Source organism: Kineococcus deserti, assembly GCF_050871945.1.
Classification (GTDB): domain Bacteria; phylum Actinomycetota; class Actinomycetes; order Actinomycetales; family Kineococcaceae; genus Kineococcus.
On sequence record NZ_JBJLSI010000033.1, the window covers coordinates 1 to 23,204 of the forward strand.

At 75.1% G+C, this 23,204-nt stretch carries 19 protein-coding genes and 1 tRNA gene; 12 read left to right on the forward strand and 8 right to left on the reverse strand.

Translation table 11 applies throughout. The features are described 5' to 3' along the window. Positions 1-126: 126 nt before the first annotated feature. Entirely contained in the window at positions 127-489 is a 363-nt protein-coding gene (locus ACRYR2_RS20155) for a PRC-barrel domain-containing protein (RefSeq protein WP_432564676.1), read from the reverse strand. 110 nt (positions 490-599) lie between these two features. Here ACRYR2_RS20155 and ACRYR2_RS20160 point away from each other — a divergent pair, with 110 nt between their 5' ends. Next, positions 600-1,478 (forward strand): GtrA domain-containing protein, encoded by an 879-nt coding sequence (locus ACRYR2_RS20160; RefSeq protein WP_432564677.1) that lies wholly within the window; start codon positions 600-602, stop codon positions 1,476-1,478. 1 nt (position 1,479) lies between these two features. Here ACRYR2_RS20160 and ACRYR2_RS20165 read toward each other — a convergent pair whose 3' ends face one another. From ACRYR2_RS20165 to ACRYR2_RS20180, 4 genes are read right to left on the reverse strand one after another with little or no spacing between them, the layout of a single operon-like run. Beyond that, positions 1,480-2,418: an NAD(+)/NADH kinase gene (locus ACRYR2_RS20165; protein ID WP_432564678.1), complete on the reverse strand. Its 939-nt coding sequence runs from the start codon at positions 2,416-2,418 to the stop codon at positions 1,480-1,482. A gap of 44 nt (positions 2,419-2,462) precedes the next feature. Further along, positions 2,463-3,311, reverse strand: coding sequence for an ABC transporter ATP-binding protein (locus tag ACRYR2_RS20170; RefSeq protein WP_432564679.1), 849 nt, complete (start codon positions 3,309-3,311; stop codon positions 2,463-2,465). Positions 3,312-3,337: 26 nt separating this feature from the next. Further along, positions 3,338-4,423, reverse strand: coding sequence for a FecCD family ABC transporter permease (locus tag ACRYR2_RS20175; protein ID WP_432564680.1), 1,086 nt, complete (start codon positions 4,421-4,423; stop codon positions 3,338-3,340). An 8-nt stretch (positions 4,424-4,431) separates the two neighbouring features. Continuing rightward, entirely contained in the window at positions 4,432-5,499 is a 1,068-nt protein-coding gene (locus ACRYR2_RS20180) for a FecCD family ABC transporter permease (protein WP_432564681.1), read from the reverse strand. Between the two features lie 277 nt (positions 5,500-5,776). Between ACRYR2_RS20180 and ACRYR2_RS20185 the strand changes: the two genes are divergently transcribed. The 3 genes from ACRYR2_RS20185 to hrpB are packed head-to-tail and all read left to right on the forward strand — an operon-like array spanning position 5,777 to position 10,589. Then, positions 5,777-7,318 carry a DEAD/DEAH box helicase gene (locus ACRYR2_RS20185; protein ID WP_432564682.1) on the forward strand — a complete coding sequence of 514 codons (1,542 nt, stop codon included), beginning with the start codon at positions 5,777-5,779 and terminating at the stop codon, positions 7,316-7,318. Positions 7,319-7,342: 24 nt separating this feature from the next. Next, complete coding sequence (locus ACRYR2_RS20190) at positions 7,343-8,134, forward strand: hypothetical protein (RefSeq protein ID WP_432564683.1); 792 nt, start codon at positions 7,343-7,345, stop codon at positions 8,132-8,134. A 4-nt stretch (positions 8,135-8,138) separates the two neighbouring features. Beyond that, entirely contained in the window at positions 8,139-10,589 is a 2,451-nt protein-coding gene (gene hrpB, locus ACRYR2_RS20195) for an ATP-dependent helicase HrpB (protein ID WP_432564684.1), read from the forward strand. Here the strand turns inward: hrpB and ACRYR2_RS20200 are convergent. Next, the gene (locus ACRYR2_RS20200) at positions 10,581-11,081 is read right to left on the reverse strand and encodes a phosphoribosyltransferase (RefSeq protein WP_432564685.1); all 501 of its coding nucleotides are present in this window, start codon (positions 11,079-11,081) and stop codon (positions 10,581-10,583) included. The genes hrpB and ACRYR2_RS20200 overlap by 9 nt on opposite strands. 110 nt (positions 11,082-11,191) lie before the next feature. Here ACRYR2_RS20200 and ACRYR2_RS20205 point away from each other — a divergent pair, with 110 nt between their 5' ends. Continuing rightward, the gene (locus ACRYR2_RS20205; protein WP_432564686.1) at positions 11,192-12,244 is read left to right on the forward strand and encodes an NAD(P)-binding domain-containing protein; all 1,053 of its coding nucleotides are present in this window, start codon (positions 11,192-11,194) and stop codon (positions 12,242-12,244) included. A gap of 69 nt (positions 12,245-12,313) precedes the next feature. Continuing rightward, positions 12,314-13,111, forward strand: a complete 798-nt coding sequence (locus ACRYR2_RS20210; RefSeq protein WP_432564687.1) for a methyltransferase domain-containing protein — start codon at positions 12,314-12,316, stop codon at positions 13,109-13,111. A 65-nt stretch (positions 13,112-13,176) separates the two neighbouring features. On the opposite strand, the gene ACRYR2_RS20215 is transcribed toward ACRYR2_RS20210, so the two are convergent. Continuing rightward, positions 13,177-13,872, reverse strand: coding sequence for a SprT family zinc-dependent metalloprotease (locus ACRYR2_RS20215; protein ID WP_432564688.1), 696 nt, complete (start codon positions 13,870-13,872; stop codon positions 13,177-13,179). Positions 13,873-13,975: 103 nt separating this feature from the next. Then, positions 13,976-14,050 (reverse strand) — tRNA-Arg (locus ACRYR2_RS20220). Positions 14,051-14,158: 108 nt separating this feature from the next. Between ACRYR2_RS20220 and argS the strand changes: the two genes are divergently transcribed. The 6 genes from argS to rho all read left to right on the forward strand — a co-directional run bounded on the left by argS (position 14,159) and on the right by rho (position 23,183). Continuing rightward, entirely contained in the window at positions 14,159-15,823 is a 1,665-nt protein-coding gene (argS, locus tag ACRYR2_RS20225) for an arginine--tRNA ligase (protein WP_432564689.1), read from the forward strand. Next, on the forward strand, positions 15,745-17,214 hold the full coding sequence (gene lysA, locus ACRYR2_RS20230; protein WP_432564690.1) for a diaminopimelate decarboxylase: 1,470 nt from the start codon (positions 15,745-15,747) through the stop codon (positions 17,212-17,214). The genes argS and lysA overlap by 79 nt, the downstream gene beginning before the upstream one ends. Before the next feature lie 83 nt (positions 17,215-17,297). Beyond that, complete coding sequence (locus ACRYR2_RS20235; protein ID WP_432564691.1) at positions 17,298-18,596, forward strand: homoserine dehydrogenase; 1,299 nt, start codon at positions 17,298-17,300, stop codon at positions 18,594-18,596. Continuing rightward, entirely contained in the window at positions 18,596-19,675 is a 1,080-nt protein-coding gene (gene thrC / locus ACRYR2_RS20240; RefSeq protein ID WP_432564692.1) for a threonine synthase, read from the forward strand. The genes ACRYR2_RS20235 and thrC overlap by 1 nt, the downstream gene beginning before the upstream one ends. Positions 19,676-19,708: 33 nt before the next feature. Then, positions 19,709-20,689, forward strand: a complete 981-nt coding sequence (thrB, locus tag ACRYR2_RS20245; RefSeq protein WP_432564693.1) for a homoserine kinase — start codon at positions 19,709-19,711, stop codon at positions 20,687-20,689. Between the two features lie 424 nt (positions 20,690-21,113). After that, a complete protein-coding gene (gene rho, locus ACRYR2_RS20250; protein WP_432564694.1) occupies positions 21,114-23,183 on the forward strand; it encodes a transcription termination factor Rho in 2,070 nt (689 codons plus the stop codon). Positions 23,184-23,204: the final 21 nt, after the last annotated feature.

Genomic DNA, 23,204 nt, shown 5'->3' on the forward strand with positions numbered 1-23,204 from the left:
TGTGGTGCCCGTCGCCGCGCTGCCGGCCCACCACCACCCCCCCCCCCCCCACCCGCGCGCCCCCGCCCCCCCCCCCCCCCCCCCCCCCCCCCCCCCCCCCCCCCCCCCCCCCCCAACGGTCCGTCCTCAGCGGCGCGCCAGGCGCCGGCCGCTGGGGGTGGAGGCGGGGGAGTAGCCCATGCCGTAGGCCGCGTAGATGCGCGGTTCGTCGTCGGGGCCCAGCTCCTCGTCGGGGCCGAACGTCGGGGCGTTCTTCACCGCCTCCTTGGAGTGCGCCACGCGGATGTCCTGCCGACCGACGGCGGCACCGTCCAGCGGCACCAGCACGACCTTCTTGAAACCCACGAGCCCCGTCTCGACGGCGGCGAAGAGCCACTCGTCGGTGGCCGCGTCGACGTACACCGACGCCAGGGTGCCGATCTTCGCGTCGGTGACGTCGACGACGGCCGCGCCCTTCCACTGGTTCAGGTCCTGCACGAGGATCGTCATGCGATCACTGTGGCCGAGCCCGCCGCACCCGGCCACACGAAGGCCTTCACAGGACCCTCCCGCCCCGTGGCGAGCACCGCCGGGAGTCGGATGCCACCATGGGAGGCGGCATGAGCGAGCAGACACCGCAGAAGACGACCCTGACCATCAACTGGCTGCAGATCGCCGGCGGTGCGGGGGCGGCCGTCACCTCCGCGGTCCTGCTGGCCGGGCTCAAGAGCCTGGGCACGTACGGCACCCTCGTCGGCGCCGCCCTCGGCAGCATCATCGCCTCCACCGCCGCGGCGGTCTACGGGTTCTACCTCAACCGCAGCAAGGAGCACCTGGCCGAGGTCGCCCGGCGGGCCCGCGAGCGTCGCACCGGGACCGTCCCGCCCGCGCAGGACGAGCACCCCGACCGTGCCGAACCACCCGTCGAGGAGGGCGCCCCCATCCCCGACCCGACGCCGGATCCGATTCCGGAACCTCTGCGCCGCAAGCGGTTCCGCCCGGTCCACGCCGTCGTCCTCGGCGTCGTGGCGTTCGTGCTGAGCGTCGGGGGCATCTTCGTGTGGGAACAGGCCAGCGGTCAGAGCGTCGCGGCCGAACGGCAGGGGTCCACGGCGACGGCGAACGCCGGCATCCTCGGCAACGAGATCACCTCGACGCCGACGCCCACCCAGAGCTCGACGCCGACCGACAGCCCGACGAGCACCGACACGGCGACGAGCACGGACACCGCCACCGACAGCCCCACCAGCACCGGCACGGGCACCGCGACGGACGAGAGCACCGCCACGGGAACCAGCAGCCCGTCCGGCAGCAGCAGCTCCTCGTCCTCCAGCAGCAGCTCCAGCTCGTCCTCGACGGCCGACCCGACGGACCGGTCGACCTCCCAGGACGGCGCGGACGACGAGGCGGACGGCGCCCCGACGGCGACCTCCGGCAGCAGCGACGGCGCGTTCAGCGCCCCGACCGGCGCCCCGACCGGAGCCCCGGCGGCGGGCTGACTCAGCGGGTCCGGGTGGACTCGCTGCGCCGCAGCTCCTGGGGCACGAGCTCGAGCATCTCGTCGGGCAGCAGGGGCAGGTCCAGCAGGCTGAGCTTCACCCGCGACCGGCGGCCGTGGTCGCCCGCGTCGAGCCGGATGACGTGGCCGGCGTCGCGTTCGGCGCGGACCTCCACGACCGAGCCGGGCGGCAGTTCCCCCGACGCGATGCCGTCGACCTCCACGACGGGCGCGCCGGACTTCTCGAGCAGTTCCAGCCGGACGGGTTCGTCGACGCCCAGGACGATGGGGCGCCCGATGCCGGACATCGGCGCGACCGGGGTGACGACGAGGGAGTCGGCGCCGGGAGAGACGACCGGACCGCCGGCCGCGTAGCTGTAGGCCGTCGACCCGGTCGGGGTGGCCAGCACGACGGCGTCGCAGCGCAGGTAGCCGATGCGCTGGTCGGCCACCGACAGCGCCGCGGTCACCGTCCCGTGCCCGGGCCGGCGGGCCAGGGCGACGTCGTTGAACGCCACCGACTCGCGGTGGCCCTCCCCGGTGCGCAGCTCGGTGCGCAGGCACAGGTGCGGTTCGACGGTGAAGTCGCCGGCCGAGATGCGCTCCAGGGCAGCGGGCAGTTCACGCGGTTCGAGCTCGACGAGGAACCCCAGGTGGCCCAGGTTCACCCCGAGCACGGGAACTCCGCGGCCGACCAGCAGCCGCAGCGCGCCGAGCATCGTGCCGTCGCCGCCCAGGCTCACGGCCGCGTCGACGGTCGAGGCGAACTCCTCCGGCCCGACCAGGTCCACGCCCTCGGGCAGCCGGGCGGCGTCGGTGCGCAACCCGACGACCTCCTTGCCGTGCGCCGCCGCCCACGTCTGCACCAGGCGGGCCTGTTCCACGGTGTCCCGCACGGGGTGCACGACGAGACCGAGTCGGCCGACGCTCGCAGGCTGCACGCTCGACACGCTAAACGGCGGGCGCACCAGCGGACCGGGCGGGGTCAGGCCGACTCGCGCGCGGGAGCGTGGGCGTGCGCCGCGGCGTCCCTGCCCAGCCGGCTCGTGCGGGCCTTCGGCACGACCAGCGGCGTGCCGGTCTCGGGATCGGGGACGACCACGCACGGCAGCCCGAACACGTCCTCGATGAGCCCGGCCGTGACGACCTCGGTCGGGTCGCCCTGGGCCATGACCCGGCCGTCCTTGAGCGCGACGAGGTGGGTGGCGTAGCGGGTGGCGTGGTTGAGGTCGTGCAGGACGGCGACCATCGTGCGGTCCTGCTCCTCGTGCAGCTGCGCGCACAGGTTGAGGACCTCGATCTGGTGGGCGATGTCGAGGTAGGTCGTGGGCTCGTCCAGCAGCAGGATGGGCGTCTCCTGGGCCAGCGCCATGGCGATCCAGACGCGCTGGCGCTGCCCGCCGGACAGTTCGTCGACGGTGCGGTCGGCCAGGTCGGCGACGCCGGTGGAGGCCATGGCCTCGTCGACGGCGCGTTCGTCGTCCCGCGACCACTGCCGCAGCAGCTTCTGGTGGGGGAACCGGCCGCGGGCGACGAGGTCGGCGACGGTGATGCCGTCGGGGGCCGTGGCCGTCTGCGGCAGCAGACCCAGCCGGCGGGCGACCTCCTTGCTGGGCAGCGACTGGATCTGCTCACCGTCGAGGAAGACGGTGCCGACCTTGGGCTTGAGCATCCGGGCCAGCGCCCGCAGCAGCGTCGACTTCCCGCACGCGTTCGGGCCGATGATGACGGTGAACGAGCCGTCGGGGATCTCGATGCCCAGGTCGGTGGCGATGGTGCGCTCGTCGTAGGCCAGCGTGAGGTTCTCGCCGCGCAGCCGGTTCCGGGTGGTCATGGGTCTCTCTCGCAGTCGGTTCTGGGTCAGCCGCGGCCGCGGCGCCACTGGGTGACGAGCAGGTGGGCCAGGTACAGCCCGCCGACCGCGCCGGTCATCACGCCGACGGGCAGCTGGGTCGGGGCGAACAGGCGCTGGGCGGCGAAGTCGCTGACCAGCAGCAGCAGCGCGCCGGTCAGGCCTGCGGCCACCAGCCCCGAACCGACGGCCCCGGTCAGCCGGCGCGCCACCTGCGGGGCGGCCAGGGCCACGAAGGCGATGGGGCCGGCGGCCATGGCGGCCAGCGCCGTGAGCGCCGTCGCGACGACGAGGACGAGCACCCGGGTGCGGCCCAGGTCCACGCCCAGGGCGCGGGCCGCGTCGTCACCGAGGTCGAGCATCGTCAGCGACCGGCCGCAGCCGAGCAGCACGGGCACCAGCAGCGCCAGCCCGATGCCCAGCGGCGTCGCCTGCTCCCAGCCGCGGCCGTTGAGCGAGCCGGTGATCCACACCTGGGCCTGCTGGGCGTCCTCGACGCGCGAGCGGGTCAGCAGGTAGCCGTTGGCGGCCTGCAGGACGGCGCTGATGCCGATGCCGACGAGGATCAGCCGGTAGCCCTGGACGCCGCCGCGGGTGGACAGCAGGTACACCAGGACCGCCGTCGCGCCGCCGCCGACCAGGGCGCCGAAGGAGGTCTGCCAGCCGCCGCCGTCCAGCACGAGCAGGACCACGAGCGCCCCGGTGACGGCGCCGGAGGTGAAGCCGATGACGTCGGGGGAGCCCAGGGGGTTGCGGGTGACCAGCTGGAAGACCGCGCCGGCCATGCCGAGCGCGCAGCCGACGAGCAGGCCGGTGACCACGCGCGGCAGCCGCAGCCCCAGGACGATGAACTCGTCGGCCCGCTCGCCCTGGCCGACGAGCGTGCGCAGCACGTCCGGGACGGTGATCGGGTAGTCGCCGGTGGTGAGGCTGACCGAGACGACGCCGAGCAGGGCCACGACCAGGCCGAGGCAGACCGCCAGGCTGCGGCCCTCGACGCGGACCGACAGGCCACGGCCGGCGCGGACCGTGCGCCCCTTGCGCGCCTTGTCGGCGACGCGCTGCCGCGGGATCGCCACGGGCTTCTCGCTCACGCCCGCGCTCACAGCTGGGCCAGCCGGCGCCGGCGGACGAGCGCGACCAGGACGGGCGCGCCGAGCAGGGCGGTCACGATGCTGACCTCCAGTTCTCCGGGCCGGACCACGATCCGGCCGATGACGTCGCCGAACAGCAGCAGCGCGGGCGCGACGACGCAGGAGAACGGCAGGACCCAGCGCTGGTCGGGGCCGGTCAGCGCGCGCACCAGGTGCGGGACGGCGAGGCCCACGAAGGCGATCGGCCCGGCCGTCGCCGTCGCGGCCCCGCACAGCAGGGTCACGGCGATCGCGGTCAGCACCCGGGTGCGGTTGACGTGGGCGCCTAGCGCACGGCCGGAGTCCTCCCCCAGGGCCAGCGCGTTCAGCGGGCGGGCCTGGGTCAGGGCCAGCGCGGTGCCGACGGCGAAGAAGGGCAGCATCTGCCAGAAGACCGTCATGTCGTGCCCGGCCAGCGAGCCGACCTGCCAGAAGCGGTAGCGGTCGAACGTCGTGGTGTCGAGCAGGATCTGCGCGCTGGTGTAGGCGTACAGCGCCGCGGAGATCGCGGTGCCGGCCAGCGCGAGCCGCACGGGTGTGGCCCCGCCGCGGCCGGTCGCGCCCAGGACGTAGACGGCCACCGAGACCACCGCGGCGCCGAGCATCGCCGCCCACACCAGCTGCATGCGCGAGGTGAGCCCCAGCACGCCCAGCGCGGTGACCATGGCCGCGGCCGCACCGGCGTTGACGCCGAGCAGGCCCGGGTCGGCCAGCGGGTTGCGGGTCAGCGCCTGCATGAGCGCGCCCGACAGGCCCAGCGCGACACCCACGACGATGCCGACGAGCGTGCGGGGGACGCGCAGCTCGCGCACCACCAGGACGTCCTGCGAGTCGCCCCCGGCACCGCGCAACGCGTCCAGGACCGTTCCCAGCGGGATCGCGCGGGAGCCGACCGCCAGGCTCGCCAGGACGGCGAGCACGAGCAGGGCGAACGCGACCGCCAGCGCCAGGCGGCGGTCGACCCGTCGCCGGCCCCGCGCCTGCGGGCGTGCGGTGGGGGCGGCCGCGGGGGGCGGCGCGCTCGTCGAGGTGGGCACGTAGTGAGGTTAGCCTCTCCACCTGTGGCTTGCGGAAGGCTCACCTCACCCGGCCCGTCCGCAGCGGAGTGGAATGCGTCACGAACTGTCCTCCGGGCCTCCATCTGCCGATGGAGGGGGAGCGGCGGCACTAGGGTGGTCGTCGGCGGTCACCGCAGGTGACCGCGGTCGAGTGTTCAGTCCGGGGTTCCCGGACGCAGGTCCCCCGCGATCGACGCGGGTGCGGTCGGGCACCACGGCCGATCCCCGTCGTGACCGTCCTCCGGAAGGCCCTGCAGTGAACTCGTCCGCGTCCCGCGGCCCCCGCACGCCCAGCACCACCACCCGCACCGCCGGTGAGTCGGTCCCGAACCCGCGCCGTCGCCGCCGCTCCGGTGGCGGGGGGCAGACCGTCCCCGCCCCCCGCACCGAGGCCGTGCGCCCCGAGGTCGTGCCCGACACCGTGACCGAGGTCGTCGCCGACGACCGCTCCTTCGCCGAACTCGGTGTGCCGCAGGCGCTCGTCGACGTCCTGGCTGCGCGCGGCGTCGCCTCGCCGTTCCCCATCCAGACCGCGACGCTGCCCGACTCCCTCGCCGGCCGCGACGTCCTGGGCCGCGGCCGGACCGGCAGCGGCAAGACCATCGCCTTCGCGCTGCCGCTGGTCGCGCGGGTCGCGGCCTCGCAGCGTCCGCGCCGCACGACCCGCCCGCGCTCGCTGGTCCTGGTCCCGACCCGTGAACTGGCCAACCAGGTCGCGGCCACGGTGACCCCGCTGGCGCAGGCGCTCGGGCTGCGCACGGCCGTGGTGTTCGGCGGTGTGGGGCAGAACCCGCAGGTCACCGCCCTGCGCGAGGGGGTCGACGTCCTCATCGCCTGCCCGGGCCGGCTGGAGGACCTCATCCGGCAGGGCCACTGCCACCTCGACGCCGTGGAGGTCACCGTCCTGGACGAGGCCGACCACATGGCCGACCTCGGCTTCCTGCCCGGCGTCAAGCGCCTGCTCGACGCGACCCCGGTCGTCGGCCAGCGGCTGCTGTTCTCGGCCACCCTGGACAACGGCATCGACGTCCTGGTCAAGCGCTACCTGTCCGAGCCGGTCGTGCACTCGGTCGACCCGGCGGTGGCGCCGGTGGCGACCATGGAGCACCACGTGCTGGAGGTCGCGGCCGACGGCAAGAACTCCCTCGTGCGCGAACTGGCGTCGGGCCAGGGCCGGACGGTCCTGTTCACGCGCACCAAGCACGCCGCCAAGAAGCTGGCCAAGCAGCTGACCGCGGCCGGCATCCCGGCCGTCGACCTGCACGGCAACCTCAGCCAGAACGCCCGCGAGCGCAACCTCGCGGCCTTCTCCGACGGGTCGGTGCGCGTGCTGTGCGCGACCGACATCGCCGCCCGCGGCATCCACGTCGACGAGGTCGGGCTCGTGGTCCACGTCGACCCGCCGACCGAGCACAAGGCCTACCTGCACCGCTCGGGCCGCACCGCCCGCGCCGGCTCCGACGGCCTGGTCGTCACCGTCGCCACCCCCGACCAGCGCGGCGACGTCCGCACGCTGGCCCGGCAGGCGGGGATCTCCCCGCAGTGGACGGCGGCCGCCTCCGGTCAGGACCTGATCGCGCGGCTCGTGGGCCCGCAGGCGGAGTGGGTCGACCCGGCCACCTCGCCGGTGCCGACCGCCCCGCCCCAGCCGCAGCGCCAGCCCAAGGCGGCCAAGACCGCCGCCAGGCCCGCCGCCAAGCCCGCGGGAAAGCCCGTCGGCGAGTCCACCGGTGACCCCGCGCGTCGTCGCCGTCGTCGCGGCGGGCGCGGGCGCGGCACGGGCGCCCCGGCGAACTGACCGCCGCGCATCTGGATCGCCGGAGTGGGGCGGCGCAGCTGGCGGGGGTACAGCCACCCGCGCAGCCGCGCCGCGATCCACCTCGGCTTCTGGCTGCTCGTCGGCGGGGTCCTCGGAGCGCTGTACTGGTGGTTCAAGGGCCGGCACGCTCCGATCCGGTCGGCGCCGGTGCGCGTCGCCCAGGGCGTCGCGGCCGGGCTGGCCGTGGGCCTCGTCCTCGTCGGCACGACGTGGCGCAGCCTCACCGACCTCGGGAACGCGCCGGTCTGCGCCGCGCCACCGGGGGAGGAGTGGGGGTCGACGCCCGAGGTCGGCCCGCTGACGGCCTCGGTGTTCGCGCAGAAGGTCGCGACGTGGCCCGAGACCGGCCTGGCGATGCTCTACGCCGACGCCCGCGGGCTCACGGTCTGCCGGTACGCCGCGGCGAACTACTACGTCGGGGTCGTGCAGGTCGCCGAGGCCGGCAAGCGGACCGTGAACTTCGGGGACATGGTCATCTCCCCACGCTTCCCGACGCTGCCCTCGGAGGCCGCCGAGCTCGCCGAGCACGAGTCGCACCACCGGCCGCAGTGGGCGGTGGGGACGCTGCTGGCCGGGCCCGCGGGGTTCCCGGTGGCCTACGGCGTCGACGACTTCTTCTTCCCCGGGGCCCGCAACCACTTCGAACGGCTCGCCGGGCTCGAGAGCGGCGGCTACGTCCCGGAGGGGACCGGGCCGGTCCTGGGTGCTGCGCAGATCGCCGCCCTGACCGGGGTGGCCGTGGCGGCCGGGGCGGGCCTGGTGCACCGGCGGCGGCTGCAGCTGCGGGCAGGATGAGCGGGTGCTCCCCGACCGGCTGCTGACCGCCCTGCCCGCCGGTGCCGCCGTTCCCGACCTGCTGAGCGCGCTCGAGGGCGCGGGCACCGCCGTCCTGCAGGCCCCACCGGGCACGGGCAAGACGACGCTGGTCCCGCTGGCGCTGGCCGACGCCTTCCCCGGCCGGATCGTCGTGGCCGAACCCCGCCGGGTCGCCGCCCGCGCCGCCGCGGCGCGGATGGCCTCGCTGCTGGGCGAACGTGTCGGCGAGAGCGTCGGGTACGCCGTGCGCGGTGAGCGGCGGGTGGGTCGCGGCACCCGGGTCGAGGTCGTCACCACGGGCCTGCTGCTGCGCCGGATGCTGCGTGACCCCGAGCTGCCGGGCGTGGCGGCCGTGCTGCTCGACGAGGTCCACGAGCGGCAGCTGGACGCCGACCTCGTCCTGGCCTTCGCGCTGCAGGCCCGCGAGCTCCTGCGCGAGGACCTGCGGCTCGTCGCGGCCTCGGCCACCCTCGACGTGCCGCGGCTGGCGGCGCTGCTGGGCGGCCCGGTGGTCACGGCCACCGCCCCCGTGCACCCGCTGGAGGTGCGGTGGTGCCCGCCGCCGCGGCCGGTGCGGCCGCCGGAGGGGCTGCGCGTGGACCCCGCGCTGCTGGACCACGTCGCCGGGCTCGTCGGGCGCGCGCTGGACGAGCTGGACGGGGACGTGCTGGTCTTCCTGCCCGGGGTGGGGGAGATCCGGGCGGTGCAGAACCGCCTGCGCCGCACCGACGTCGACGTCGTCCAGCTGTCGGGGAGCCGTTCGGGCGCCGACCAGGACGCCGCCCTGCGGCCGGGCCCGCGCCGTCGGGTGGTGCTGTCGACGGCCGTCGCGGAGTCCAGCCTCACCGTTCCCGGCGTGCGGGTCGTCGTCGACGCGGGTCTGGCCCGGATCCCGCGGCTGGACCACGCCCGCGGCTTCGGCGGCCTGGACACCGTGCGCGTCTCGCGCGCCTCGGCCGACCAGCGGGCCGGGCGGGCCGCCCGCGAGGCCCCGGGCACCGTGCTGCGGGCCTGGTCGGCCGCCGACCACGCGCTGCTGGCGGCGCACACCGCCCCGGAGATCCTCACCGCCGACCTCACGGACTTCGCCCTGCTGACCGCCGGCTGGGGCGAGCTGGACGACCTGGCGCTGCTCGACGCCCCACCCGCCGGACCCCTGGCGGCCGCGCGCGAGACGCTGCGCCGGCTCGGCGCCCTGGACCCCGGTGGTGCGATCACGGCGTCCGGCCGCCGGATGGCCGAGGTGGGCCTGCACCCCCGGCTGGCCCGGGCGCTGCTGACCGGCGCGCCGCGGGTGGGCTCGCGGGCGGCCGCGGAGGTGGTGGCGCTGCTGTCGCAGGACGCCCCGTCGCGCGTGGACGACCTGGCGGCGGCCTGGCGCGCCGCCGAGGGGGAGGAGTCCTGGCGGCGGGAGGTGAGCCGGTTGCTGGCCGTCGTCCCCGAGGCCCCGGCGGCCGGCCTGCCGCGGGACCTGGCGGCCGGAACGGTGGTCGCGCTCGCGTTCCCCGACCGCATCGCCCGACGGCGGGGTGCCGACGGGACGGCCTACGCGACGACCGGGGGCACCGGCGTCGAGCTCGCCGAGGGCAGCGGACTGCGCGCCGCGCCGTGGCTGGCGGTGGCCGTGGCCGACCGCGCGCCGGGGCGGGCCGCGGCCCGCGTCCGGTCCGCGGCGCCGATCGACGAGGACACCGCGCGCGAGGTCGTCGGCGTGGAGGTGACCGACGAGGTGCGCTGGGACGGCGACGTCACCGCGCGGCGCATCGAGCGCCTGGGAGCGCTGGAACTGTCCGCCCGGCCCCTGCCGGACCCGCCCGCCGCCGCGGTCGCCGACGCCGTCGCCGAGGGGATCCGCCGGGAGGGGTTGCAGCTGCTGACCTTCGGCCCGGCGGCGGCGTCCTTGCGCGACCGCGTCGCGTGCTGCCGTGCCGCGCAAGGGGATCCGTGGCCGGACCTGGGGGACGAGCAGCTGCTGGCGACGTTGCCGCAGTGGCTGGGAGCGCAGCTGGCCGGGGTCCGCTCACGGCGCGACCTGGCCCGCATCGACACCACGGCCGCGCTGCGGGCGCTGCTGCCGTGGCCGCAGGCGGGCCGGCTCGACGAGCTCGCCCCGGAGCAGCTGCCCGTCCCCACCGGCCGGACCGTGCGGGTCGACTACTCCGACCCGAGCGCCCCGGTCCTGGCGCTGAAGCTGCAGGAGGCGTTCGGGTGGACGACGACGCCCCGGCTGGTCGAGGGCCGGGTGCCGGTGCTGCTGCACCTGCTCTCACCGGCCGGCCGGCCGCTGGCCGTCACGGCCGACCTGGCCTCGTTCTGGATCGGCGCCTACCCGTCGGTGCGGGCCGAGATGCGCGGCCGCTACCCCAGGCACCCGTGGCCCGAGGACCCGCTGAGCGCCGTGCCGACCGCGCGCACCAACCGGCGGTCAGGCTGACCGGCCGGCGACCTGCGGCACCGGGCCCTGCGCCGACCACGGGAACTCGATCCAGCGGTCGGTCTCCTGCCACGCGTACTCCGGCGCCAGCCGGGTGGTGGGCTTGCGGTAGACGACGACGGCGCGCGCATCGATCCCGGCGTCGGCGCACATCCGCACGACGACCGCCAGGGTGCGGCCGGTGTCGGCGACGTCGTCGACGACGAGCACCCGCCGGCCCGTCAGCTCGGACAGGTCCACCGAGGGCGGCAGCACGACCGGCTCGGGCAGCCGGGAGTCGACGCCGGTGTAGAACTCGACGTTGATCGTCGCGGTCTCCTTGACGTCCAGGGCGTAGGCCAGCCCGGCGGCCAGCGGCAGGCCGCCGCGGGCGATGCCCAGCACCACGTCGGGCCGGTACCCGTCGGCGGCGATGGTGGAGGCGAGTTCGCGCACGGCCTCCCCGAAGACTGACCAGGTGAGGACTTCGCGGGCGGGGGTGGCGGACGTCACCGGCGAAGCCTAGACGCCGGCCGGTGGTCGTCCCTGTCCGCCGGAGCGCCCGGACGATTACGATCACTCGCTGTGACCAGTCGTGGCGTGCGCCGGGCGGGTGGGCCGTCGTGAGCCCCGCCCTGAGCACGGTGGACGTCGTCGTCGTGGGCGCCGGGCAGGGCGGGCTGGCCACCGCCCACTTCCTCGACCGGGCGGGCCTGGCTCCCGGCCGCGGTTACGTCGTCCTGGACGGCGACGACGCACCCGGCGGCGCGTGGCGGCACCGCTGGCCGGGACTGACCATGGCCCGCGTCAACGGGGTGCACGACCTGCCGGGGTTCCCCCTGGGCGCCGTCGACCCGGCCGCTCCCGCCCGCGAGGTCGTGCCGGCCTACTTCGCCGAGTACGAGCGGCGGCTGGGGCACCCCGTCCGCCGGCCCGTCGCCGTGCGCGAGGTCCGCGCCGCCGGGGCGCGGCTGCTCGTCGACTCCGACGCCGGCGCCTTCGCCGCGCGTGCCGTCATCAACGCCACCGGGACCTGGACGAAGCCGTTCTGGCCGTCCTACCCCGGGCGGGACTCCTTCCGCGGCCGGCAGGTGCACACGGCCGACTACGCCGGACCGGCCGCGTTCGCGGGCGCCCACGTCGTCGTGGTCGGCGGCGGCATCTCCGCCGTCCAGCACCTCGAGGAGCTCGCCGACGCCGGTGTCGGGACCACCTGGGTGACCCGCCGCGAACCGGAGTTCCGCGACGACTTCGACGTGGAGGCCCGCCGCGCGGCCGTCGACGTCGTCGCCCGCCGGGTCGCGGCCGGGGAGCCGCCGGGCAGCGTCGTGTCGGCGACCGGTCTGGTGCTCACCCCGCAGGTCGCCGCGCTGCGCGACCGCGGGGTGCTCAAGCGGCACCCGGTGTTCGAGCGGATCGTGCCCGACGGGGTCGCGTGGGGCGACGGGTCGGTGCAGCAGGCGGACGTGATCCTGTGGGCCACCGGGTTCCGGCCCGCGCTGGACCACCTGCGGCCCCTGCGGTTGCGCGAGCCCGGCGGCGGGATCCTCGTCGACGGCACCCGCGCCGTGCACGAACCGCGGCTGCACCTCGTCGGCTACGGGCCCTCGGCCAGCACCGTGGGGGCCTCGCGGGCCGCGCGCGAGGCCGTGCGCGAGGTGCTCACCGGCCGCTGACGTCTCGCATTCCGAGACGCGACGTCCAGAGTGTGGACGGCGAGGTGCCGGGGCCGCCAGGGTCCGGTCATGACCACCACCGGCTACGTCCACGGCTACGCCCCCGCCGTCCAGGCCTCGCACGGCCGCCGCACGGCCGAGAACTCCGCGGCGTACCTGCTGCCGCACCTGCGTCCCGGCGCCTCGCTGCTCGACGTCGGCTGCGGGGTGGGCAGCATCACCGCCGACCTGGCCGCGCGCGTGGCCCCGGGCCGGGTCGCGGCCGTCGACGTGTCGGCCGAGGTGCTCGAGACCGCGCGGGCCGCGGCCGCCGCCCGCGGGGTGCACGTCGAGTTCGGCGTCGCCGACGCGTACGAGCTGCCCTACGCCGACGGGACGTTCGACGTCGTGCACGCCCACCAGGTGCTGCAGCACGTGGCCGAACCCGTCCGGCTGCTGCGCGAGATGCGCCGCGTCGCACGGCCCGGGGGAGTGGTCGCGGTGCGCGAGGCCGACTTCGCCACGACGCACTTCCATCCCGAACTGCCGGGCCTGACCGCCTGGCTGGACGGCTACCGCGCCACCGCGCGGGCCGGCTCGGGCGACCCGCACGCGGGCGCGAAGCTGCTGGCCTGGGCGCGCGAGGCGGGCTTCGCCGAGATCACCCCGTCGGCGTCGGTGTGGACGTTCGCGACCCCGGACTCGCGCGCCTGGTGGGGCAGCACCTGGGCCGAGCGGGTCGAGGCCTCGACCCTGACGGAGCGCCTGCGCGCGGGCGGCGTCGAGCAGGACGGGATCGAGGCCATGGCCGCCGACTGGCGCGCCTGGACGCAGCACCCCGACGGCTGGATGACGATGGTGCACGGCGAACTGCTCTGCCGCGCCTGACCCCCGGGGAGTGCCGGGCACGTTCCGCGCGCGGCCGTCGGGGAACCGGCCGGCGCGAGGTCGGCTCACCGTTGCGCGACCACCTCGACGAGGCCGAACGGGACGGTGAGCACCCCGGCCCGGGTCCGCACGTGGTAGCGGGTGCGGCCCAGCCCCACGACCCGCCCCGTCGTCCCGGCGTACCGCCCACCGCCGCCCACCCGCACCCACGCCCCGAGCGGAAGCCGTCGCGCCGCGACGGCCACGGCACCGGCGTCCCTGCTCTGCAGGTGCGCCCAGTCCAGCCGGTAGCTGGCCGGCATCGACTCCAGCGCGACCGGGCGGCCGTGGAAGGTCCAGGTGACGACGTTCGCCGGGTCGAAGGTGCCCCCGCAGCGGGCGCAGGCCATGACGCGCGAGGGGCGCCGGTGCCGGGTCAGGACGTGCCCCGCGGGACACGTGCCCGCCCACGCCCCGGGCGCCCGGGCCGCCGTCGACGTGCGCTCGGCCGAGCAGCCGATGCGCCGCGCCATCGCCTTCCACACCGCGTCGTGCCCGTGCCGCGGACCCACCAGCGCGTGCGCGATCTCGTGCAGGACCGTGTCCCGCACCTCGTCCTCGTCGTGCAGGGCCGTCAGGGGCGCGCTCAGCCCGATCTCGCGCCGGTCCGCCCGGCAGATGCCCGCGCGCGTCCTGGCCCGGTCCAGCACGACCGTCCAGCCGTCCAGCCCGTGCTCGACGACCAGTCGCCGCGCCATCGTCAACGCCGCCTGCGGATCCACCCGCGTCACCTCCTGCACCCGGAGGGCATCCCAGCACAGGGCCCCGACACGGGACCCGGAACGCAGATCGGCCCGGACCTGCGGTGAGGTCCGGGCCGATCGGTGGTGCCCCCGGCAGGACTCGAACCTGCGCACACGGCTCCGGAGGCCGATGCTCTATCCGCTGAGCTACGGGGGCCCTGCGGTGCGTCGCAGACACTACCAGCGATCAGCCACCGCTCCGACCACCGTTCCCCCGGGCGGTGGCGCACCGTGCAGGGTCCGCCCGCCGGTACCCTTGTCCTTCGTGACTCCCGCCGAGCTCTCAGCTGCCCTGAGGGACGCCCTGACCACGGCCGTGACGGCCGGAGAGCTGTCCCTGGACCCGGCCGACGTGCCGGCCGAGGTCCGCGTGGAGCGCCCCAAGAACCGCGACCACGGCGACTGGGCGACCAACGTCGCCCTGCAGCTGGCCAAGAAGGTCGGCAGGCCCCCGCGCGACGTGGCGACGGTGGTGCAGCAGCGGCTGGTCCAGGTCGCCGGCGTCAAGGCCGTCGACATCGCCGGCCCCGGTTTCCTCAACATCACCCTCGACGCCGCCGCCGCCGGCGGGCTGGCGCGCGACGTCGTCGAAGCCGGCGCGGCCTTCGGGCACGCCGCCGTGCCGAGCGGTGAGAAGGTCAACCTCGAGTTCGTCTCGGCCAACCCGACGGGCCCCATCCACCTCGGCGGCACCCGCTGGGCCGCGGTCGGCGACTCCCTGGCCCGGATCCTGCAGGCCTCGGGCGCCGCGGTGACCCGCGAGTACTACTTCAACGACCACGGCGCCCAGATCGACCGGTTCGCCCGGTCGCTGCTGGCCCGCGCCAACGGCGAGCCCGCCCCCGAGGACGGCTACGGCGGGGATTACATCACCGACATCGCCCAGCAGGTGATGGCCAAGGTGCCCGGCCTGCTCGAGCAGCCCCGCGACGAGCAGCAGGAGACGTTCCGCCGCGAGGGCGTCGAGCTGATGTTCGCCGAGATCCGGCAGAGCCTGGCCGAGTTCGGCGTCGAGTTCGACGTCTACTTCCACGAGGACTCCCTGCACACCTCCGGTGCCGTGGACCGCGCGGTGCAGAAGCTGCGCGACCTCGGCCGGATGTACACCGCCGACGGTGCCGAGTGGTTGCGCACCAGCGACTTCGGTGACGACAAGGACCGCGTCGTCATCAAGAGCGACGGGAACGCGGCCTACATCTCCGGCGACATCGCCTACTACCTCGACAAGCGCGAGCGCGGTTTCGACCGCTGCGTGCTGATGCTCGGCGCCGACCACCACGGCTACGTCGGCCGGATGATGGCGATGTGCGCAGCGTTCGGTGACACCCCCGGGGTGAACCTCGAGATCCTCATCGGCCAGATGGTGAACCTCGTCAAGGACGGCGTCCCGGTGCGGATGAGCAAGCGCGCCGGCACGGTCGTGACGATGGAGGACCTCGTCGGCGCGGTCGGCGTGGACGCCGCCCGCTACTCCCTGGTCCGCTCCAGCGTCGACTCCAGCATCGACATCGACCTCGACCTGCTGACCAGGCGCAGCAACGACAACCCGGTCTTCTACGTGCAGTACGCGCACGCCCGGACCGCCAACGTCGGTGTCAACGCCGCCGCCGCGGGGGTGCGCCGCGAGGACGCCTTCGACCCGGCGCTGCTGACCGACGAGACCGAGTCGCTGCTGCTGGCGGCCCTGGCCGAGTTCCCCGAGGTGGTCCGGCGGGCCGGTGAACTGCGCGAACCGCACCGCGTCGCGCGGTACCTGGAGGAACTGGCGGGCAAGTTCCACAAGTTCTACGACGCGTGCCGGGTCACCCCGCGCGCGGGTGAAGAGGTCACCGACGTCCACCGGACGCGGTTGTGGCTCAACGACGCCACCCGGCAGGTCCTGGCCAACGGCCTGGGTCTGCTCGGCGTGAGCGCCCCGGAGAGGATGTAGTGGCGAACATCGCCGTCGTGCCGGCCTGGCTCAAGCCGCCCGCCGACGTCAACGAACTGCTCCCGCAGCTGTGGGCCCGCACGGTCGGCCGCGACGAGGCCGGTGCGCTGCACGTCGGCGGGGTCGGCGTCGCCGACCTGGCCGCGACCTACGGCACCCCGCTGTACGTCGTCGACGAACTCGACTTCCGGGCGCGGGCGGTGGCCTTCCGCGACGCCTTCGCCGACGCGTTCGCCGACCTGTGCGGCGGCGCCGACGTCTACTACGCCTCCAAGGCGTTCCTGGCGACCGGGGTGGCCCGCTGGATCGCCGAGGACGGGCTGCACCTGGACACCACGACGGGCGGCGAGCTGGAGCTGGGGCTGCGCGGGGGTGTGCTGCCCGGGCGGATCGCGTTGCACGGCAACAACAAGTCCCGCCGCGAGATCGCCACCGCGCTTGAGGTCGGCGTCGGGCGGATCGTGGTGGACTCCCTGCAGGAGATCGACCTCGTCGCCGACCTGGCCCGCGAGCGCGGGATCGTCGCCCCCGTGATGCTGCGCGTCACCGTCGGCGTCGAGGCGCACACCCACCAGTACATCGCCACGGCCCACGACGACCAGAAGTTCGGTCTGTCGCTGGGCTCGGGGCAGGCCGAGGCCGCCGTCGCGAAGGTGCTGGCGCGCCCGGAACTGCGCCTGCTGGGACTGCACAGCCACATCGGCTCGCAGATCTTCGACATGGGCGGTTTCGAGGTCTCGGCGCGCCGGCTGCTGGAACTGCACCGCAAGGTCGAGCGCGACCACGGGGTGGAGCTGCCCGAGATCGATCTCGGCGGCGGGTACGGCGTGGCGTACACCTCCGAGGACGAGCCGTTGGCGCCCACCGAGATCGCCGGCCGGCTGGCCGACATCGTGGCCCGCGAGTGCCTGGTCCAGGGGATCGCGGTGCCGCGCGTCTCGGTCGAGCCGGGCCGGGCCATCGCCGCGCCGAGCACGTTCACGCTCTACGAGGTCGGCACGACCAAGGACGTCGAGCTCGACGGCGGCACCCGCCGCCGGTACGTCTCGGTCGACGGCGGTATGAGCGACAACATCCGCACGGCGCTGTACGACGCGGACTACTCCGCGACGATCGCCTCGCGCGCCTCGGCCGCCACCGGGGTCCTGTCCCGTGTCGTCGGCAAGCACTGCGAGAGCGGTGACGTCGTCGTGCGCGACGAGTTCCTGCCCGCCGACGCGGGGGCCGGTGACCTGCTGGCCGTCCCGGGCACGGGTGCCTACTGCCGCAGCATGGCCAGCAACTACAACCAGGTGCCGCGGCCGGCGGTGGTCGCGGTGCGCGACGGGTCCTCGAAGCTGCTGGTGCGTCGCGAGACGCCCGAGGACCTGCTGGCCCTCGACGCGGGCTGACCAGTCGTGGTCAGGCGAGCCTGACGAGGGTGAGAGGGTAGGGCCGGTCGGACGATGGTGGACGGACGTAGGGAGCGCAAGCGGTGGAGCCGGTGAAGGTCGCGCTGCTCGGGTGCGGTGTCGTGGGCACCGAGGTGGCGCGGCTGCTGACGACGCAGTCCGACGAACTCGCGGCGCGCGTGGGCGCGCCGCTGGAGCTCATCGGGATCGCGGTGCGACGGCTCGGCCGCGACCGCGGGCTGCCGGTCGAGGAGTCGCTGTTCACCACCGACGCCGAGGGGCTGGTGGCCCGCGCCGACGTCGTCATCGAGGTCATCGGCGGGATCGAGCCGGCCCGTTCGCTCATCCTGCACGCCTTCGAGCACGGCGCCTCCGTCGTCACCGCGAACAAGGCGCTGCTGGCCGCCGACGGCCCCACGCTGTACGAGGCCGCGGCCAAGAACTCCGTCGACCTGTACTACGAGGCCTCGGTCGCCGGCGCGATCCCGCTGCTGCGCCCGCTGCGCGAGTCCCTCGTCGGCGACCGCGTCACCCGTGTGCTGGGCATCGTCAACGGCACGACGAACTACGTGCTGGACCAGATGGACACCACCGGCATGGGGTTCGCCGAGGCCGTCGAGCAGGCCCAGGCCCTGGGCTACGCCGAGGCCGACCCGACCGCTGACGTCGAGGGTTTCGACGCCGCCGCCAAGGCCGCGATCCTGGCCTCGCTGTCCTTCCACACCCGCGTCAGCCTCGACGACGTCCACCGCGAGGGCATCACCGACGTCAGCGCCGCCGACGTGCGCGCCGCCCAGCTGCAGGGCTGCGTCGTGAAGCTGCTGGCGATCTGCGAACGGGGCACCGACGCCGACGGCAACGAGGCCGTCTCGGTGCGCGTGCACCCGGCCATGCTGCCGCGCGAGCACCAGCTCGCCGGGGTGCGCGGGGCGTTCAACGCCGTCTACGTCGAGGCCGAGTCGGCCGGGCAGCTGATGTTCTACGGCCCCGGTGCCGGCGGGCAGCCCACGGCCAGCGCCGTGATGGGCGACGTCGTCGCCGTCGCGCGGCACAAGGTCGTCGGCGCCCGTGGTTCGGGGGAGTCGGCGTACGCCCAGCTCGCGGTGCAGCCCATGGCCGAGACGATCACGCGCTACCACGTGCGGCTCGACGTGGCCGACCGTCCGGGCGTCCTGGCCCAGGTGGCCGGGGTGTTCGCCGCGCACGGCGTCTCGATCGAGGCCGTGCAGCAGCGCCAGGACGACGCGGGCCGTGCGGTCCTGGTCGTCGTGACGCACAGCGCGACCGACGCCGCCCTGGCGGCGACGGTCGAGGAACTGGAAGACCTGGAGATCGTGGACTCGGTGGCCGGTGTGCTGCGGGTCGAGGGAGGAGACGCCTGATGGCGCACGTGTGGCGAGGTCTCCTCGAGGAGTACCGGGACCGGCTGCCCGTGACCGAGGCCACCCCCGTGGTCACCCTGGGCGAGGGCGGCACGCCGCTCGTCCCGGCGCGCCGGCTGTCCGAGGTCGTGAAGGGCCGGGTGCTCCTCAAGGTCGAGGGCTGCAACCCGACGGGGTCCTTCAAGGACCGCGGCATGACCATGGCCATGAGCAAGGCCAAGGAGAACGGTGCCGAGGTCGTCATCTGCGCCTCCACCGGCAACACCTCGGCCTCGGCGGCCGCCTACGCCACCGCCGCGGGCATCCGCTGCGCGGTGCTGGTGCCGGACGGCAAGATCGCCATGGGCAAGCTGTCCCAGGCCGTGGCCCACGGCGCGACGATCCTGCAGGTCGACGGCAACTTCGACGACTGCCTGAACCAGGCCCGCAAGCTGGCCGAGGCCTACCCGGTCGAGCTGGTGAACTCGGTCAACCCGTTCCGCATCGAGGGCCAGAAGACCGGTGCGTTCGAGGTCGTCGACGTCCTGGGCGACGCCCCGGACATCCACGCGCTGCCCGTCGGCAACGCGGGGAACATCACCGCGTACTGGAAGGGGTACACCGAGTACGCGGCCGACGGTGTCGCGACGAGGACGCCGAAGATGTGGGGCTTCCAGGCCGCCGGTGCCGCCCCCATCGTCAAGGGCCACCCCGTCGACGAACCCGAGACCATCGCCACCGCCATCCGGATCGGCCACCCGGCGTCCTGGACCGGTGCCACCACGGCCCGTGACTCCTCCGGCGGCCGCATCGACGCCGTCTCCGACGAGCAGATCCTCGCCGCCCACCGCTGGCTGTCGGCCGAGGAGGGCGTCTTCGTCGAGCCCGCGTCCGCTGCGGGCGTCGCCGGGCTGCTCGCCGCGGCCGAGGCCGGTGAGGTCGAGGCCGGCCAGACCATCGTCATCACCGTGACCGGTCACGGCCTTAAGGACCCGCAGTGGGCCCTCGAGCTCGCCGGCGGCGCGAACCACTCCGTGCAGCCCGTGCGCGTGCAGCCGGACGCGGTGACCATCGCCCGGGCCATCGGCCTGGACGTCTGAGGGCGACCTGACGTGGAGCAGGCGACCGGGGCCGTGAGCACCCCGACCCCGACCCGTGCGCGCGGCCTGGTGCCGCTGCCGGTCGGGACGGCCGTGACGGTGTCGGTGCCGGCCACCAGCGCCAACCTCGGCCCCGGGTTCGACGCCTTCGGCCTCGCGCTCGACCTGTGCGACGAGGTGCGCGCCGAGGTCCTGCCCGAGGGCCTGCAGGTGCGCGTGGAGGGTCAGGGACACGGCAGCGTCCCGACGGACGGTCGACACCTCGTCGTCAGGGTCCTGCAGGAAGAGCTCGCGGCCGCCGGGTTCAGCTGCCCGGGCCTGGACCTGCTGTGCCGCAACGTGATACCTCACGGCCGTGGACTGGGTTCCTCCGCATCGGCGATCGTCGCGGGCCTCGCCGCCGCCCGTGGGCTGCTGCGGGCCGCCGGCGTGGTCGAGGAGACCGACGACCAGACCCGCCAGCGGCTGCTCGTGGAGAGTTCGCGCCGCGAGGGGCACCCGGACAACGCGGCCCCCGCCGTCTTCGGCGGTTTCACCATCGCCTGGACCCGTGGGGAGGACCCGACGCACCCGGACGCCGTGTGCTCGGTCCGGCTCCCGGTGCACCCGGCCGTGCGCACCGTCGTGTGCGTGCCGGCCGAGGAGCTCGCGACGTCGCGGGCGCGTGCGCTGCTGCCGGCCACCGTCCCGCACGCCGACGCCGCGCTGACCGCCGGCCGGGCGGGACTGCTCGTGCACGCCCTCACCGCCGACCCCTCGCTGCTGCTCGACGCGACCGAGGAGCGGCTGCACCAGGGGCAGCGCGCCCCCGCGATGCCGCGGTCGGCGCAGCTGCTGACCGGGCTGCGGGCGGCGGACCTGGCGGCCGTCGTCTCCGGGGCCGGCCCCAGCGTCCTGGTCCTGACCGACGCCGCGGGGGTGGCGCAGGTGCACGCCACGGCCGCCGCGCACGGTGGCTGGGACGTGCACGACCGGGCCGTGCACCCGTCCGGGGTCAGCTGGCGGGTGTCCTGACGCGTCGGTGAAGCCGTTGCACGGCAGGCGGTGAGCGCGGGCTCCCGCGCTGCTGCCGACCCTGTCGGGGCCGTGCCGGGCGGGCGCGCGCCGCAGGTCCGTCCGGGGGATGTGGAACGACTTCGCGCCCTCGGGTGTTATTGTCGTGTCAGCACTCACGGCGGCGTTCGAGGCCGTCCACCGTGGTGGATCCCACCACGTCGGACTTCCCTCGGGCACTGAACAAGCGTTGTTGACGACCACCGGCGTGTGATCTTCTACCGGCGCGAGTCCTCCGTCACCGGGTGCGTCTCCACGCATGACTCGCGCTCCTCCGCGCAGCCGTGGAATCCGTTCCTGCCCGATCGGGCAGTCACCGCGACACCCCGGACCCGGCGAGGCCGGCTCTGCAGGTCAATCGCTCCGACGAGGGGGAAGGACCTTCGTGACCGACACCACCGACATCGCTGCCAGCGACGGCGCGACCACCGAGGCGCCTGCGCGCCGTACCGGGAGCCTGTCCGCGCTGCGGCTGCCGCAGCTGCAGGCGCTCGCGGCCGAGCTCGGGATCTCCGGCACCGGACGCATGCGCAAGGTGGACCTGCTCGCGGCCATCCGCGAGCACCAGTCCGGCGGCCCGCAGAGCGGCGGCCGCCCCGAGGCCGCCGCCGAGCGCCCGGCCGCCGCCGAGCGCCCGGCCGCCGACAGCGCCGCCCCTGCGACGCAGGCGCCGCCCGCCGTGACCGGCGAAGCCGCTCCGGTCTCCGCCCTGAACGACAGCGCCCCGGCCGAGTCCGCGGCCGCGTCCGCCTCGGCGCCGCGCACGCGTTCGCGCCGGGCCGGTGCCGCAGCCGGTGCTCCGCCGGCGAGCGCGCCGGTCGAGCAGACCCCGGCCGGGACGGCGCCGCAGCAGCGCCCCGAGCCGACGCTGGACGACTTCACGGGCGGCCGGACCGAGCGTCCGGAGCGCACCGAGGAGGCGCCGCAGCGCCTGTCCCGCCGTGAGCGGGCCCGCCGCGAGCGCGTCCGCGAACCCGACCAGCAGGTCGAGCTGCCGAACATGCCGCGCCGGGAGACCCCGGCGGGTGAGGCCGAGCGCGGTGAGGGCCGCGGGGAGAACCGCGACCGCCGCCCCGAGTCCCGCTCCGAGTCCCGCTCCGAGCGCCCGGCGCGTTCGGACGAGCGCGGCGAGGACCGCGCCGAGCGTCCCGTGGCCGCCCAGCAGGCTCCGTCCAACGGGCCGGCGGACGACTTCGACGACGAGCGCGGCGGCCGCCGCGGCCGGCGCAACCGCTACCGCGACCGCAAGGGCCGCCGTGGCGAGCGCGGTCCCGGTGCCCCCGAGGTCGACGAGCAGGTCAGCGAGGACGACGTCCTGCTGCCCGTGGCCGGCATCCTCGACGTGCTGGACAACTACGCGTTCATCCGCACCTCCGGCTACCTCGCCGGCCAGAACGACGTGTACGTCTCCCTGGGCCAGGTGAAGAAGAACAACCTGCGCCCCGGCGACGCCGTCACCGGCGCCGTCCGCCAGCCCCGCGAGGGCGAGCAGACCGGCCAGCGGGCCAAGTACAACGCGCTCGTGCGGGTCGACACCGTCAACGGTGCCGCTCCCGAGCAGGCCCGGCACCGCCCGGAGTTCACCAAGCTCACGCCGCTGTACCCGCAGGAGCGGCTGCGGCTGGAGACCGAGCCCAACGTCCTGACCACGCGCATCATCGACCTGATGTCGCCGCTGGGGAAGGGCCAGCGCGGCCTCATCGTGGCCCCGCCGAAGGCCGGCAAGACGATGGTCATGCAGGCCATCGCCAACGCCATCACGACGAACAACCCCGAGTGCCACCTCATGGTCGTCCTCGTCGACGAGCGGCCCGAAGAGGTCACCGACATGCAGCGCACGATCAAGGGTGAGGTCATCGCCTCCACCTTCGACCGTCCTGCCTCGGACCACACCGCGGTCGCCGAGCTCGCCATCGAGCGGGCCAAGCGCCTCGTGGAGCTCGGCAACGACGTCGTCGTGCTGCTGGACTCGCTGACCCGCCTGTCGCGCGCCTACAACATCTCGGCGCCGGCCAGCGGCCGGATCCTGTCCGGTGGTGTCGACGCCTCGGCGCTGTACCCGCCGAAGCGGTTCTTCGGTGCGGCCCGCAACGTCGAGAACGGTGGCTCGCTGACGATCCTGGCCTCGGCCCTGGTGGAGACGGGCTCCAAGGCCGACGAGGTCATCTTCGAGGAGTTCAAGGGCACCGGGAACATGGAGGTGCGGCTGTCGCGCCAGCTGGCCGACAAGCGCATCTTCCCCGCGGTCGACGTGCCGGCCTCCGGCACCCGTCGCGAGGAGATCCTCATGTCCCGCGAGGAGCTGCAGACCGTCTGGAAGCTGCGCCGCGTGGTCACCGCGCTCGACGCGCAGGCCTCCATCGAGCTGCTGCTCGACCGGCTCAAGAAGACCCGCAGCAACCTCGAGTTCCTGCACCAGGTGCAGACCTCGACCCCGCTGGTCCAGAAGGACTGAGACGGGAATCTTCCGCGGGGT

Excerpts from the sequence above, each read along its gene's own strand:
- thrC (WP_432564692.1), top strand. The coding sequence starts at position 18,596 with ATGGCGCACGTGTGGCGAGGTCTCCTCGAGGAGTACCGGGACCGGCTG.
- ACRYR2_RS20170 (WP_432564679.1), bottom strand. The coding sequence starts at position 3,311 with ATGACCACCCGGAACCGGCTGCGCGGCGAGAACCTCACGCTGGCCTAC.
- ACRYR2_RS20210 (WP_432564687.1), top strand. The coding sequence starts at position 12,314 with ATGACCACCACCGGCTACGTCCACGGCTACGCCCCCGCCGTCCAGGCC.
- ACRYR2_RS20155 (WP_432564676.1), bottom strand. The coding sequence starts at position 489 with ATGACGATCCTCGTGCAGGACCTGAACCAGTGGAAGGGCGCGGCCGTC.
- ACRYR2_RS20160 (WP_432564677.1), top strand. The coding sequence starts at position 600 with ATGAGCGAGCAGACACCGCAGAAGACGACCCTGACCATCAACTGGCTG.